This is a genomic window from Mesorhizobium sp. CA4 (assembly GCF_020165075.1).
Lineage (GTDB): Bacteria > Pseudomonadota > Alphaproteobacteria > Rhizobiales > Rhizobiaceae > Mesorhizobium.
In genome coordinates, this window is the sequence record NZ_JAIUHK010000018.1 from 1 (window position 1) to 14,944 (window position 14,944).

Consider the following 14,944-nt stretch of genomic DNA (forward strand, 5'->3'; position numbering starts at 1 on the left):
CGTCGCAAGGAAGCTCCTCGTCGTCCTCAACGCCATCATGCGCGACAAAACCGCATTCGCATGAACACAGTTGCCATGCCGTGACGTTAAGGCGTTGCAGCAGTTACAGAATATTCTGCACCCTTGCGCCCTCGACAGAGGTCACGGCATGGATTCTCGGGTCAAGCCCGAGAATGACGAGAGAGGCCGGCCGCTTCTCCGTTCACTCGGCCTCCGCCCCGTGCTAACCCACCTGGCATGGCACAGAAGAAGGGATACGAGGTCGATTCGTGGCTGGCGAGGCCGGATCCGGCCATGGGAATCGTCCTGCTTTACGGTCCAGACCGCGGCCTTGTCGCCGAGCGGGCGAAAACCTTCGCCGCGAAAACCGGCCTGCCGCTCGACGACCCGTTCTCCGTCGTCAGGCTGGACGGCGCCGAAGTCGACCGCGACGAAGGCCGCCTGCTCGACGAAGCGCGCACGGTGCCGATGTTTTCCGACCGGCGGCTGCTTTGGGTGCGCAACGCCAGCGGCCAGAAGGCGCTGGCCGACGACATCAAGGCGCTGACCGCCGAGCCCGCGCGCGACGCCATCATCCTCATCGAGGCCGGCGACCTGAAGAAAGGCACGGGCCTCAGGGCCATCGTCGAGGCCGCGGGCAACGCGATCGCCTTGCCCTGCTACGCTGATGAGGCCCGCGACCTGGATACGGTGATCGACGACGAGCTGCGCAAGGCCGGCATGTCGATGACGCTGGACGCGCGCCAGGCGCTGCGGCGCAATCTCGGCGGCGATCGGCTTGCCTCGCGCGGCGAGATCGAGAAGCTGGTGCTCTATGCGCACGGCCACAAGGAAATCGACGTCGACGACGTCAACGCGCTGTCCGGCGATGTCTCCGGCGCTTCCTTCGACGCCGCGGTCGACGCCATGCTGGACGGCAAGGCCGGCGACTTCGACATCGCCTTCAACCGCCACTGCCAATCGGGCGGCCATCCCTTCCTGGTGCTGTCCTCGGCGATGCGGCAATTGCAGGCTATCCAGCTGATGCGCGCTCAGATGGAGACCGGCGGCCGCAATGCCGCCTCGGTCGTCGCCGGCGCCCGGCCGCCCGTCTTCTTCTCGCGTCGCAAGCTGGTGGAAAAGACGCTGGAACGCTGGAACAGCGAGGCGCTCGGCCGCGCGCTGGGCCGACTGCAGACGGCTGTTCTGCAGACACGCAAACGACCCGATCTGTCGGAAGCGCTGGCCCGGCAGGCGCTGCTCGGCATCGCCATCGAAAGCGCGAGGCTGGGGCAACGCGGCTGATCTCCCCCCTTGAGGGGGAGATGTCGCCGCAGGCGACAGAGGGGGCCTCGCGTGAGGCGTCAACGCGTTCCGGCACGAGCGATAACGCTGGCGATCCGTGCGCGGCGATCCTTTCGTCCGAGGGTCGCCTCCGATCAGTTCATCGTCATCGTGTCCGCCGGCTGGAAGGTTGGCAGCGCCTGCGGAAAGACCAGCACCGCCGCGCCGTAAAGAAGCAGGGCGACGCCCGACACCTTCGCTATCCGCTCTCCATACGGGAGCGTCTTCTCCGCAAAGACCAGCAGCGTGACCACAGCCATTGCAGCGACGTTCATGATCCCGAGCGGAAACAGGGCGAGAAACAACAGCCAGCAACAGCCCAGGCAAAAGAGCCCATGCTGCAGGCCCATGCGCACCGCCCCCCAGCGCCCATCGCGCCATGAGGTCAGGATGAAACCGATCGGCGAGCGGCATTTGGCGAGGCACAGATCTTTCAACGGGGAGAGTTGATAGGCGCCCGCCACCATCAGCAACGCGCCGCCGATGCGCGCGGCTGTCGCTGCGGCCAATCCCGCATGCGCAGCAAGCATCTCCGCGCCCGCCGCGCCGGCAAAGGCGAGAACGCCCGTCGACGCCCAAACCAGCATGTACCCGGCCACGAACACCCAGGTCGAGACAAACGCCTGGCCGCGCCCCCGTTTGCCGCTCTGGACCTGGTGAAAGGTCAGGATCATTGGCGCGGCCGCCGGAAACATCATGGCAATCATCATGATCAACCAGACGGCAACAAAGAGCGCGGCCGTCATGCCCATGGTGGGTGAGTACATATCCATGCGCATGCCCGCGTCCATGCCGGTCTGCTGCCGGACAAGCACGGCCCACGCCGCCGCTGCGGCTGCGATCAGCAGCGCGAGGACAATGTTTCGCTGCAACGTCAGCATCGGCGATGCTCGTCCCGACTATGCGCAGCAAGAACTACTGCTGGCCGGACCAGTTGATCGGGGCGTAGTGTCCGTTCCGGCGGGAGTTGTCCCAACTCATGCCATGATCGGTGAAAGTATTGCCTTCCATCCCCATTGCCAGACCGAGCCAGTCAGGATTGACGGGATGGCCGGAGGCCACCCACATCTCGCCATCCTCACGCATTGTCGGCAGCGGTTCGACCGCGAGCTGCATCACGCCGGCAATCTCCACCGACCGCTTCTTGCCGTCCACCTGGTATGTGATCGGCACCTTCTTGGCTCCGAGGTTGGTGCTGATCATCGGCGCCAAAGCAGCCATCGGCCCACCGGCCGCACCGGTGAAGATGGCGCCCAGCGCTTCTGTTTGCCTGTCATTCGCGCGTTCGTCGATATAGGCGGCGGCCGTCCAATTGCCGTCCGCCATGGGACCCGGCGTGTGCGCAACCATCGCGACGTTGAGCCCATCCAATTGGACGTCGCCGTAATTGCCCTTGTCGATATGAAAGACCAGAGCGACGTCGCAAACGCCTTTCGTCGGCTTCGATGTCAGCTGCGCCTTGGTGGACAGCAGGCACGGACACACGACATCGCAGCTGCAGTTCTCGAAATAATTTCCGGACAATCGCCAACTGACCGCCATTTCCACCTCCCGTTTGCGTCAGGCGCGTCGGGCACATCGCTTCGGCGGGGCGGTGCCGTTTCCGCGAACACTGGCGGAACGGCAGATAGCCCTCATCGCGACTGATCGGCACGCCAGGGCATAATTTAGTTTGGACTAATACAAGGTACGCCGTTGCCCTAGGCTGTCAAGCGGAGGGCGCCGGCGCTGAATCCAACACCTTCTCGTCCAGGCAACAGATCAAGCGCGGCCGGATAAAGAGCCGCGGCCGCAATGTAGCGTCGGTCGCTGCCTGTGATTGGCGAAAACCGCGATGCCGGCTGATCTCCCCTTTTTTTACGGCATGCACACATTTCCAAGCGGCTGGTCTTTGGCGATAGCGTGCATGGCAGCTTGGCGAATGCATTGGCTAATGTAGCGCTGGTCGAACCCCCGCTCCGTCGGCTTCGCCGAGCCACCTCTCCCCCGATCGACGGGGTAGAGGAAGTCGCCAAGCCTTTTCACCGTCAACGCTCGTCCAGCAACGCTCCCTTCCTTTCCCTCTGGAGAGGGGAAAGGTGGCGCTGCGAAGCAGCGACGGATTGAACATGGCAATCAAGCCTCGGCCTGATCAGTCACGCCAGTCGCTTTAATGTCTGCGCCGCTCGTTCCTTGGCTCGCTCCGGGAGATGTAGCGTTCCTCCGCGCCCCTTGGCCTGCCGGGCATCTCCCCACAAGGGGAGGAGATTAGCCGTCCCCGGCTCGCCAGCCACCGCCGCCGGCACACCGCCCGCCCTGTCTATCACCAATATATCAGCCGTATCCAGCGTTCAGCCAAAGTCTCAGCGACAGCCAAATATCGTGACGCTCCAGCTGTCTACCGCTCGTCCTTCAGCCGCCGGCAGAGCTCGTCGAGCTGCTCCAGCGAGCGGTAATCCACTTTGAGCGTGCCGCTCTTGCCCTTGTGCTCGATGCTGACGATCATGCCGAGCGTATCGGTCATCAGCTTCTCCAGCGCCAGCGTGTCGGGGTCTTTATCGGGCGCGCTCGCGGCGGACTTCACCTTGGCCGGCGTCGGACCGGCGGGCATCTGGGCCAGCGCTTCCGCCTGGCGCACCGAAAGCCCCTCCTTGACGATGCGCTTGGCAAGCCCGGCCGGGTCCTCGGCGGTGACCAGCGTGCGGGCATGGCCGGCCGACAGGTCGCCATCCACCAGCATGCTCTGGATGACATTGGGCAGCTTCAACAGCCTCAGCGTGTTGGCGACATGGCTGCGGCTCTTGCCAATCACCTGGCCGAGATCGGCCTGGGTGTAGCCATGCTCGTCGATGAGCTGCTGATAGCCTTGCGCCTCCTCGACCGGGTTGAGATCGGCGCGCTGCACGTTCTCGATGATCGCCAGCTCCAGCGCGGTGCGGTCATTGACGTCGCGCACGATGATCGGGATCTCGGTCAGGCCGGCGCGCTGCGCCGCCCGCCAGCGCCGCTCGCCGGCGATGATCTCGTAGCGGCCGGGCTGCGAAGGCGAGGGGCGCGCCACCACCGGCTGCACCACGCCATGCTCGCGGATCGACTGGGCGAGGTCGGCAAGCTCGGCCTCGCCGAAATGCCGGCGCGGATTCTTCGGGTTCGGACTGACGAATTCGATCGGCACCTTGCCGTCGGCCGCCACCGCCGGGCTCGGCTTTTCCGGCGCCGCCGGACGATCGATTTCTCCGATCAGCGCCGCGAGGCCACGGCCCAGTCTTTTTCTCGATTGGTCTTCGCTCATTATAGTGTCCAGATCGTTTCGGAATCGAATCGGCAGATTAACCAAGACCGCAGGGCGAGCCTTCAAGCCGCGCGCAGCTTGCGCTCGCGGCGGATCACCTCGGAGGCGAGCTGCAGATAGGCCTGACTGCCCGAGCATTTCAGGTCATAGAGGATCGCCGGCTTGCCGTAGGACGGCGCTTCGGAGACGCGTACATTGCGCGGAATGATCGTCTCATACACCTTGTCGCCCATATGGGTGCGCACATCCTGCACCACCTGGTTGGCGAGGTTGTTGCGCCCGTCATACATGGTGAGAACGATGCCCTGGATGGTGAGGTCCGGATTGATCGTATGGCGCACCTGCTCGACCGTCTCCAGCAACTGGCTGAGACCTTCCAGCGCGAAGAATTCGCATTGCAGCGGCACGAGAACGGAATCGGCTGCCGCCATTGAATTCAAAGTCAAGAGATTGAGCGAGGGCGGGCAGTCGATGAGCACATAGCCGAACGGCGCCGAGCGTTCGGCCGCAGCGCGCAGCGCATTGCGCAGCCTGAGCACGCGGTCAGGGGCCGAGGCGATCTCCATCTCGATGCCGAGCAGGTCGAGTGTCGAGGGCACGATGGACAGGCCCGGCACCGCCGTCGGCACGGCAGCCGCCTCCAGCTCGAGCTCGCCGGTCAGCACATCATAGGAAGAAACCGTGCGGTCCTTGCGGTCGATGCCGAGCCCCGTGCTGGCATTGCCCTGCGGATCGAGATCGACGATCAGCACGCGCTCGCCGATCGCTGCCAGCGCCGTGGCCAGATTGATGGCAGTCGTCGTCTTGCCGACGCCGCCTTTCTGGTTGGCGACGGTGATGATACGCGGTGCTGTGCTCATGGGCTTATGCCAGTAATTCATTGCTGTTTCGCCGGGCGCAAGTCAGTGATTTCGAGGATGACACCGAGTGGGTCGGTCATACTCGAATGTTCTACCAGATCGAAGGCCCAGCGGTGAGTGCTTTCTTCCACTTCGGCCCGGTAATCCCGGCCTTTGTGGAACAGCGCGCGCGCTCCTTTGGTGAGCCAAGGCGCTGCCAGATTGAGCAGATCCGGAAGCGCGGCCAGCGCCCGCGCCGTGACGATTTCCGGCGCGGAAACAAGCGCATAGCTGTCGCCAATACGCTTGGCCAGAACGCGTGCAGGAAGGTTGAACTGGCCAATGACCGACTGCAGGAACGACGCTTTCTTGCGGTTGCTTTCGACCAGATCGATCGAGGCGCCGGGACGCTCGGCCAGAAGGAAGCCAAGCACCAATCCGGGAAACCCGCCGCCCGAGCCGAGGTCGACCCAGCGTGTCGCGGCGGGCGCGATTCGCGCGAGCTGGGCGCTGTCCAGGATATGCCGGCGCCAGACATCGTCCAGCGTCGACGGCGCCGCCAGATTGATGCTGCGGTTCCATTTCAGGAACAGCTGCTCGAAGGCCTGCAGGCGCCCGAATGTTTCACGTGAAACCGGTCCCGCTGCTTTCTGCAGGTCCGCCCAGGCATCCGAACTCACGCCACAGACCTTCGCGCGGCTAGCTCGGCATTGCGGACATGTGCGACAATGATGGCAAGCGCCGCCGGCGTCATGCCTTCCATGCGCTGCGCATCGGCAATCGAACGCGGCTGGCGCGTCTTCATCTTCTGCTTCAGCTCGTTCGACAGGCCCGGCACCTCAGAAAAGTCGATCGCCTCCGGGATAAGCCGCGATTCCTCGTGCCTGATCTGCGCGACATCGGCCTGCTGGCGATCGAGGTAAACCGAATATTTCGCTTCGGTTTCGAGCCGCTCGGCGGTCTTGGCGTCAAGATTTGCAAAGCGCGGCTCGACGCGACTGAGCCAGGCCATGCCGACGCCCGGATGCGCCAGAAGCTCGTAAGCCGAGCGACGCACGCCGTCTTTGTTGATCTCAAGCCCATGCCGCGCCGCCTCGTTAGGCGTCCAGGTAACCGACTTGGCCAAGGCCCGCGCCTCGTCGAGCTTCTGCGCCATCCCGCCGAAACGCTGCAGCCGTTCCGACGACGCGATGCCAAGCTTTTCCGCCAGCGGCGTCAGCCGCTCGTCGGCATTGTCGGCCCGCAGGGAAAGCCTGAACTCGGCGCGCGAGGTGAACATGCGATAGGGCTCGGCGATACCGCGGCTGGTCAGGTCATCGACCATCACGCCGATATAGGCCTCGGTGCGGCTGAGCACGACCGCCTCATCGCCAGATGCCGTCCGCGCCGCGTTGATGCCGGCAAGCAACCCTTGCGCGCCGGCCTCTTCATAACCGGTCGTGCCGTTGATCTGCCCGGCCAGGAAAAGGCCGGCGACCCGCTTCGTCTCCAGCGTCGTCTTCAGCTCGCGCGGATCGACATGGTCATATTCGATCGCGTAGCCCGGCTGCAGCATGGTTGCCTTTTCCAGCCCGGGAATGGTCTTCAGGATCTCGAGTTGCACATCTTCGGGCAGCGAGGTCGAGATGCCATTCGGGTAGACGGTGTCGTCGTCGAGGCCTTCCGGCTCGAGGAAAATCTGATGGCCTTCGCGGTCGCCGAACTTGACGATCTTGTCCTCGATCGACGGGCAGTAGCGCGGCCCGACGCCTTCGATCGTACCGGAATACATCGCCGAGCGGCCGAGATTGGCGCGGATCAGCTCATGCGTCCCCGGCATGGTACGGGTAATGCCGCAATGGATCTGCGGATTGGCGATTGCGTCCGTCATCAGTGAGAACGGCACCGGATCCTCGTCCGCGGCCTGGCTTTCCAGCGAGGCCCAGTCGATAGTGCGGCCGTCGAGGCGAGGGGGGGTTCCGGTCTTCAGGCGCCCGAGCTTGAAGCGCGCGCGCGCCATGGTGGCCGACAGCCCGTGGCTCGCCTGCTCGTTCATCCGGCCGGCGACGATCTTCTTCTCGCCGATATGGATCAGCCCGCGCAGGAAGGTGCCGGTGGTCAGCACGACCGCGCCGCAGGCCAGCCGCCGGTCGCCCGAAACCAGCACCGCCGCGACGCGACCGTCTTCGATCTCGAGGTCAAGGACTTCGCCCTCGACCACATCGAGATTGGCCTGTTCGCTGATCGCGGCCTGCATGGCAAGCCTATAGAGCTTGCGGTCGGCCTGGGTGCGCGGACCACGGACCGCGGGGCCCTTGCGGCGGTTGAGCAGGCGGAACTGAATGCCGGCGGCGTCGGCGATGCGCCCCATCAGCCCGTCCATGGCATCGATCTCACGCACGAGATGTCCCTTGCCGAGACCGCCGATCGCCGGATTGCAGGACATGACGCCGATTGTCTCGAAGCGCAGCGTCACCAGCGCGGTCCTGGCGCCGGCGCGCGCGGCAGCACTCGCCGCCTCGCATCCGGCATGGCCGCCGCCCACCACCACCACATCATAGTGATCGGTCATTTTCAACAATCCGCTTTCAGAGATTGGGTTGACACATGTCCCCGCTATCGCCTGCTGTCAAGGACGAAGGCGTTTCACGTGAAACATCGATCCGGTAAATCGCATCAGTGTTTCACGTGAGTCACTGCCGGGCAGGGGCGCGCCAGTGTTTCACGTGAATCACTTGCCGATGCAGAACTGCGAAAAGATGACGTCGAGCAAATCTTCGACATTGACCGCACCGATGATGCGCCCAAGGCGCTCGGCCGCCAGCCGCAGTTCCTCGGCGCGCAGCTCCTGGCTTTGGCCCGACAGCGCCGCCCGCAGGAAATGCAATGCCTCTTTGAGCAACTCTACATGACGCAGCCTGGATGGCATGACGTCGCCCGCCTCGCCAACCGCGGCGGCGGCGCGGGCTCCGATCTCGTTCAGGAGGCGGTCCAGACCGCTGCCGTCCTTGGAAGAAATCACCAAGTCGTAGTCGCCGCTGCCGGTCTCGGCGATATCCGATTTCGTTCCGATCCTCAGCAACGGAGCCTCACCTGGGAACCCAACGGGCGCCGGATCGGCCATGTCCTCCAACAGCAGGACGAGATCCGCCACGTCAGCCTTGGCCCGCGCTCTTTCGATGCCGATCGACTCGACCTTGCCCGCAGCCTCCCGCAGCCCGGCCGTATCGACAAGCCGCACCTTCAGCCCATTGAGGTCCATGACAACCTCGAGCAGATCACGGGTCGTGCCCGGCTCGTCGGTGACGATCGCCGCCTCGCGCCGCGCTAGGGCGTTGAACAGGCTGGACTTGCCGGCATTCGGGGAGCCAAGGATCACCACTTCGAAACCGTCGCGAATGATCTCCGCGGCCTTGAACCCTTGGATGTGACGCTCGATTTCTCCAATCATTGCCGACACGTCTGACCAGACCGCATCCGAAACGGAGCCTGGCACATCCTCCTCGTCGGCGAAATCGATCTCCGCTTCGATCATGGCTCGCGCATGGATCAGCCGGCGGCGCCAGTTCGAGTAGAGTTCGCTCTGCACGCCTTCGGCATTGCGCAGGGCGAAGCGGCGTTGCGCCTCCGTCTCGGCATTGACCAGATCGGCCAATGCCTCCGTCTCCACCAGATCCAGCCTGCCGTTGAGAAAGGCGCGCCGGGTGAATTCGCCCGGCTCGGCGTGCCTGACGCCCTCGAAGCCGGTGATCGTCTCCAGCATCTTGGCCGCGACGGCGCGGCTGCCATGGACCTGGAATTCGGCGACGTCCTCGCCTGTGAAGCTGGCGGGTCCTGGGAAGAACAGAACGAGGCCGTGGTCGATCGTGGAGCCATCGGACGCCCTGAGCGTCCGCAAGTTGGTAAACCGATTCTTAACAGGCCCTGCGATCGTTTCGACCACGAATCGAGTCTTGGGGCCGGAAATACGGATGACGGCTATCCCGGCAGGCAAGCGGCCGCTGGATAGAGCTACGATCGAATCCTTCGAAGCCATTGGCGAAATCATTTGCCGGACCTGCCGAACCGCCTAGATTAAAGGTAGAGCATGATGCGGCCGAAACCGCTTCGCACTTTAGCCTTTGCCGCATCAAAACCCGAACGCGGAGCTCCCCATCGTGACCTTGCCCGCGCGAAACCTGCTTGCCGACGAAGCCAGCCCCTATCTGCGGCAGCACAGCGACAATCCTGTCCATTGGCGCGGCTGGTCGCCTGCCGCCCTTGCCGAAGCGAAGGAGCTCGGGCGGCCGATCCTGCTCTCCATCGGCTACGCCGCCTGCCACTGGTGCCATGTCATGGCCCACGAAAGCTTCGAGAACAACGCCGTGGCGGCCGTCATGAACCGGCTCTACGTGAATATCAAGGTCGATCGCGAGGAGCGGCCCGACATCGACCAGATCTATATGGCGGCGTTGCAGGCCATGGGCGAGCAGGGCGGCTGGCCGCTCACGATGTTCCTGACGCCCGACGGCAAGCCCTTCTGGGGCGGCACCTATTTTCCGCGCGAGGCGCGTTACGGAAGGCCAGGCTTCATCCAGGTGCTGGAAGCAGTCGACAAGGCCTGGCGCGAAAAGCAGCAGAGCCTCGCCGGAAGCGCCGACGGGTTGATCGCCCATGTCGAGCAGCAACTGGCTGGCGCCAAAGGCAAGGCGGAGCTCGCCCGCGACACGCTCGCCGATCTCGCCGGCCGCATCGACGGCATGATCGACCGCGATCTCGGCGGCTTGAAAAGCGCGCCGAAATTCCCCAATGCGCCCTTCATGCACACGCTCTGGCTGTCCTGGCTGCGCGCCGGCCAAGCGAACCATCGTGATGCCGTGCTCATCAGCCTCGATAAAATGCTCGCCGGCGGCATCTACGATCACATCGGCGGCGGCCTCAGCCGCTATTCGACCGATGCCGAATGGCTGGTGCCGCATTTTGAGAAGATGCTTTACGACAACGCCCAGCTGATCCGCCTGTGCAACTGGGCCTATGCCGCGAGCCGCAACGACCTGTTCCGAATACGAATCGAAGAGACCGTCGACTGGCTGCTGCGCGAAATGCGGGTCGACGGCGGCGCCTTCGCCGCAAGTCTCGATGCCGACAGTGACGGCGAGGAGGGGCTTTTCTACACCTGGAACCGCGACGAAGTCGAAGCCGCGCTCGGCGACGATGCGTCGACCTTCTTCCGGTATTTCGAGCTCGCCGCCCCGTCTGCCTGGGAAGGCAAGCCGATCATTCGCCAGAGCGAGGCGCAGCAAGCTCAAGGCGTCGCCGACTACGCGCAACTTGCGCCTCTAAAGGCAAAGCTGTTGGGCGTTCGCGAAGGGCGGGTCAGGCCAGGGCGCGACGGCAAGGCGCTCACCGACTGGAACGGGCTGATGATCGCCGCGCTTGCCGAAGCGAGTCGCTCCCTTGGGCGGCCTGACTGGATCGAGGCGGCAGCCAAGGCCTTCGGCCATATTGTCGAGGCCAGCCAGGACGGCCGCCTGCCGCATTCCATGCTCGGCACGAAAAAACTCTTTCCGGCGCTGTCCAGCGACTACGCCGCCATGACCAACGCGGCGATCGCGCTGTTCGAGGCGACCTGCGATCCGGTCTATTCCGATCGCGCCAGGCAGTTCGTCGGCGAGCTCGACCGCTGGCATCTGGATGGCGATCAGACCGGCTACTGGCTGACGGCGTCGGACAGCGGCGACGTGCCGATCCGCATCCGCGGCGATGTCGATGAAGCAATCCCCTCGGCCACCAGCCAGATCGTCGAGGCGCTGGTGCGGCTTTCCTCGCTCACCGGCGATCCCGATCTCTGGGAAAAGGCCTGGGCGACCGCCGAACACGCCATGGGCCGCGCATCCCAGCAGGCCTATGGCCAGGCCGGCATCGTCAACGCCTGCGCGCTGGCGCTCGAACCATTGAAGCTCGTCATCATAGACAAGCCGGAGTCTTCAAGCCTCGTTCCGGTTGCGAATCGGAACCCCGACCCACGTCGGGTCGACATCTTTGTGCCGATTGGTACGCAAGCGAATCGACCGTCGCTGCCGGGCGGCGTTTTGCGGCCGACGGACAAGGCGGGCGCCTGGTTCTGCAGCGGACAGGTGTGTCTGCCGGTGGTGACGGATGCGGAGGAGTTGGAGAAATTGCTGCGGCGATAGCGCCTTCCCCCTTCTCCCCTTGTGGGAGAAGGGGGAAGGGCCGCCCAATCACGTATTCATCGAATCGAAGAAATCCGCGTTGGTCTTGGTCTGCTTGAGCTTGTCGATAAGGAACTCGATCGCGTCGGTCGTGCCCATCGGCGCGAGGATGCGGCGCAGCACGAAGATCTTCTGCAGGTCCGCCCGCGGCACAAGCAGGTCTTCCTTGCGGGTGCCGGACTTGAGGATATCCATCGCCGGGTAGATGCGCTTGTCGGCCACCTTGCGGTCGAGCTGGATTTCGCAGTTGCCGGTGCCCTTGAACTCTTCGAAGATGACTTCGTCCATGCGGCTGCCGGTATCGATCAGCGCGGTCGCGATGATGGTCAGCGACCCGCCTTCCTCGATATTGCGGGCGGCGCCGAAGAAGCGCTTCGGGCGCTGCAGCGCGTTGGCGTCGACACCGCCGGTCAGCACCTTGCCGGATGACGGCACCACTGTGTTGTAGGCGCGGCCGAGACGAGTGATCGAATCCAGAAGGATGACCACGTCACGGCCATGCTCGACCAGGCGCTTGGCCTTCTCGATCACCATTTCGGCGACCTGCACGTGACGTGCCGCCGGCTCGTCGAAGGTCGAGGAGATCACCTCGCCCTTCACCGAACGCTGCATGTCGGTCACTTCCTCCGGACGCTCGTCGATCAGAAGCACGATCAGATAGCATTCCGGATGGTTGGCGGTGATCGAATGGGCGATGTTCTGCATCAACACCGTTTTGCCGGTGCGCGGCTGCGCGTTGATCAGCGCGCGCTGGCCCTTGCCGATCGGCGCGACCAGATCGATCACGCGTGGCGAGATGTCCTTGGAGGTCGGATTGTCGACCTCCATCTTCAGCCGCTTGGTCGGATAGAGCGGCGTCAGATTGTCGAAATGGATCTTGTGCCGGATCTTTTCGGGATCGTCGAAATTGATGGTGTTGACCTTGAGCAGCGCGAAATAGCGCTCGCCCTCTTTCGGACTCCGGATCGGTCCTTCGACCGTATCGCCGGTCTTGAGCGAAAAGCGCCTGATCTGCGACGGCGAGATATAGATGTCGTCGGGGCCCGGCAGGTAGTTGGCGTTGGCCGAGCGCAGGAAGCCGAAACCATCCTGCAGCACCTCGACGACGCCGTCGCCGATGATCTCGATGTCCTGGGCGGCGAGCTTCTTCAGGATCGCGAACATCAGCTCCTGCTTGCGCATGACGCTGGCGTTCTCCACCTCGAGCGATTCGGCATAAGCGATCAGCTCTGGCGGCTTCTTGTTCTTGAACTCTGCGAGTTTCATTTCTTGCATTAGATAGACTCTGGGTAGGCTTTGGGGAGAAAAATCGGCTGAATACGACAAATGCCGGGCGCGGCCGAAAGCGAGTAAAAGGGGCGGCGCATGACGGGAAGGAAGACCCGTCTTTTATCGTCGGTCGCCTGAAAGAGCAAGCCGCCTTTTGCGGATCCTGGCTGGCCGGGGGAAGCTAAAGCATGATCCCCGAACCGGGGTCAGCGTGAGCTAAAAAGTGGGAACCGGCTTTCGGAAAAAACCATGCTCCTGATCTAGAACGGCTTCACGATCACCAGGATGACGATGACGATCATCAACAATGTGGGGATCTCGTTGACGATCCGCCAGTGGCGTGCCGGTTTTTCGTTCTTGTCCTCGGCGAATTTCCTGACCGCGCCGGCGAGATAGCCATGCAGGCCCGAAAGGACGAGCACCAGCGCGATTTTGGCGTGCAGCCAGCCGCCCTGGAATGCAAAACCTTTCCAGGCCAGCCAAAGCCCGAACACCCAGGTCACGATCATCGCCGGATTGATGATGGCCCTGAGCAGCCGGCGTTCCATCACCTTGAAGGTCTCGGACTGGACCGAGCCTTTCTCGGCATCGATGTGATAGACGAACAACCTGGGCAGATAGAGCATGCCGGCCATCCAGGAGATGACCGCGATCACATGGATCGCCTTCGCCCAGAGATAGAAGCCGTCGCCGGCCACGGCATAGAGAAGCGCCGTCGCCACGACGAGCAGGGCATTGCCGATCACCATGCGCTTCATCGCCTGGCCGGTGCTGTTCTCGTTGCTCATCGCTGGCCCCTCACCATCTTGACCATCGCCTCGACATGCGCCACCGGCGTTTCCGGCGTGATGCCGTGGCCGAGATTGAAGATCAGCGGCCCGCCGCCCAAACTCCTCAGAATGGCATCGACGCCGTCGGCCAGCGCCTTGCCACCGGCAACTAGGCGCAGCGGATCGAGACTGCCTTGCACCGCGCCGTCGCGCTGCAATTCCTTCGCCATCGACAAAGGCACGGTCCAGTCGAGGCCAAGGCCGGCAATGCCGGTCTTCTTCCTGTAGTTGCGATAGCGTTCGCCGGCTCCCTTCGGAAAGCCGATCACCGGCACATCGGGGTAGGCCGCCTTCACCTGACGGACGATCTCGGCCACCGGTTCGACGCAGAAGGCCTCGAAGGACGGTTCGTCCAGCACGCCTGACCACGAGTCGAAAATCTGCACCACATCGGCGCCGGCTTCGATCTGGCGGATGAGATAAGCGGCCGAATGATCGGCCAGAATCTTCAAAAGCCTCGCGAAGGCCTCGGGCTCGCGATAGGCGAAAAGCCGGGCAGGGCCCTGGTCGGGCGTTCCGTGGCCCGCGATCATATAGGTCGCCACCGTCCAGGGCGCGCCGCAGAAGCCTATCAACGTCGTCTCGTTGGGCAGTTTCGCCCGCAACCGGCGCACGGTCTCATAGACCGGTTCGAGATTCACGTGAAACACATTGCCATTCAATGCCGCAATCTCGGCCGCCGAGATCGGCTTCAGGATCGGCCCGCGGCCTTCCTCGAAACGAACCTCGCGTCCCAGGGCATTGGGCACGACGAGAATGTCGGAGAACAGGATCGAAGCGTCGAAGCCGAAGCGCTCGATCGGCTGCAGCGTCACTTCGACCGCGAGGTCCGGATCGTAGCAGAGATCGAGGAAGGATCCTGCTCGCTTCCTGGTCTCGCGATACTCCGGAAGATAGCGGCCCGCCTGACGCATCATCCAGAGCGGCGGCGGTGAAACCGTCTCGCCCTTGAGGACGTCCAGCATGATCCGTTTCCCAGCCATCCTGCGCTGCCCTCTCTGGTCCTCTTAAATCAAATATCTATTTTAAAAGAGTCTTCTGATTCTAAGAGTCTGTTGGTTGTGATGGTTGCGACCTGTCCAGCCTGCGGCTCGAAAAGGCCAGTCAGCATATTGTCGCGTACTCGCTTTCGCAATTTGGAGGGATCTGGGGACGAAGCGGATTCAGGCTTTGGAGTCAAAAGCTTGAGCTTTCCGTTCCGAACTGCGTGCTGTGGACGAA

12 protein-coding genes are annotated in these 14,944 nt (G+C 63.4%); 2 read left to right on the forward strand and 10 right to left on the reverse strand.

Going from position 1 to position 14,944, the window contains the following annotated elements:
- Positions 1-237 precede the first annotated feature (237 nt).
- A complete protein-coding gene (gene holA, locus LB528_RS16060; RefSeq protein ID WP_224715490.1) occupies positions 238-1,284 on the forward strand; it encodes a DNA polymerase III subunit delta in 1,047 nt (348 codons plus the stop codon).
- Between the two features lie 134 nt (positions 1,285-1,418).
- On the opposite strand, the gene LB528_RS16065 is transcribed toward holA, so the two are convergent.
- The 7 genes from LB528_RS16065 to mnmE form a co-directional block, all read right to left on the reverse strand.
- Positions 1,419-2,204 (reverse strand): DUF2182 domain-containing protein, encoded by a 786-nt coding sequence (locus LB528_RS16065; RefSeq protein WP_224715491.1) that lies wholly within the window; start codon positions 2,202-2,204, stop codon positions 1,419-1,421.
- A gap of 34 nt (positions 2,205-2,238) precedes the next feature.
- On the reverse strand, positions 2,239-2,865 hold the full coding sequence (locus tag LB528_RS16070) for a DUF1326 domain-containing protein (RefSeq protein ID WP_224715573.1): 627 nt from the start codon (positions 2,863-2,865) through the stop codon (positions 2,239-2,241).
- Between the two features lie 835 nt (positions 2,866-3,700).
- Positions 3,701-4,594, reverse strand: coding sequence for a ParB/RepB/Spo0J family partition protein (locus tag LB528_RS16075; protein ID WP_224715492.1), 894 nt, complete (start codon positions 4,592-4,594; stop codon positions 3,701-3,703).
- 62 nt (positions 4,595-4,656) lie between these two features.
- On the reverse strand, positions 4,657-5,454 hold the full coding sequence (locus LB528_RS16080; protein ID WP_040999223.1) for a ParA family protein: 798 nt from the start codon (positions 5,452-5,454) through the stop codon (positions 4,657-4,659).
- Positions 5,455-5,471: 17 nt separating this feature from the next.
- A complete protein-coding gene (gene rsmG, locus LB528_RS16085) occupies positions 5,472-6,113 on the reverse strand; it encodes a 16S rRNA (guanine(527)-N(7))-methyltransferase RsmG (RefSeq protein ID WP_224515322.1) in 642 nt (213 codons plus the stop codon).
- Positions 6,110-7,984: a tRNA uridine-5-carboxymethylaminomethyl(34) synthesis enzyme MnmG gene (gene mnmG / locus LB528_RS16090; protein ID WP_224715493.1), complete on the reverse strand. Its 1,875-nt coding sequence runs from the start codon at positions 7,982-7,984 to the stop codon at positions 6,110-6,112. The genes rsmG and mnmG overlap by 4 nt, the downstream gene beginning before the upstream one ends.
- A 159-nt stretch (positions 7,985-8,143) precedes the next feature.
- On the reverse strand, positions 8,144-9,448 hold the full coding sequence (gene mnmE, locus LB528_RS16095) for a tRNA uridine-5-carboxymethylaminomethyl(34) synthesis GTPase MnmE (RefSeq protein WP_224715494.1): 1,305 nt from the start codon (positions 9,446-9,448) through the stop codon (positions 8,144-8,146).
- A gap of 121 nt (positions 9,449-9,569) precedes the next feature.
- Here mnmE and LB528_RS16100 point away from each other — a divergent pair, with 121 nt between their 5' ends.
- Positions 9,570-11,585 (forward strand): thioredoxin domain-containing protein, encoded by a 2,016-nt coding sequence (locus LB528_RS16100; protein WP_224715495.1) that lies wholly within the window; start codon positions 9,570-9,572, stop codon positions 11,583-11,585.
- 48 nt (positions 11,586-11,633) lie between these two features.
- Here the strand turns inward: LB528_RS16100 and rho are convergent, their stop codons facing one another.
- The 3 genes from rho to hemE all read right to left on the reverse strand — a co-directional run bounded on the left by rho (position 11,634) and on the right by hemE (position 14,706).
- A complete protein-coding gene (gene rho, locus LB528_RS16105; protein ID WP_127230347.1) occupies positions 11,634-12,899 on the reverse strand; it encodes a transcription termination factor Rho in 1,266 nt (421 codons plus the stop codon).
- A gap of 254 nt (positions 12,900-13,153) precedes the next feature.
- The gene (gene hemJ, locus LB528_RS16110; RefSeq protein ID WP_224715496.1) at positions 13,154-13,681 is read right to left on the reverse strand and encodes a protoporphyrinogen oxidase HemJ; all 528 of its coding nucleotides are present in this window, start codon (positions 13,679-13,681) and stop codon (positions 13,154-13,156) included.
- Positions 13,678-14,706, reverse strand: coding sequence for a uroporphyrinogen decarboxylase (hemE, locus tag LB528_RS16115; protein ID WP_224715497.1), 1,029 nt, complete (start codon positions 14,704-14,706; stop codon positions 13,678-13,680). Before hemE ends, hemJ begins: the two co-directional genes overlap by 4 nt.
- Positions 14,707-14,944: the final 238 nt, after the last annotated feature.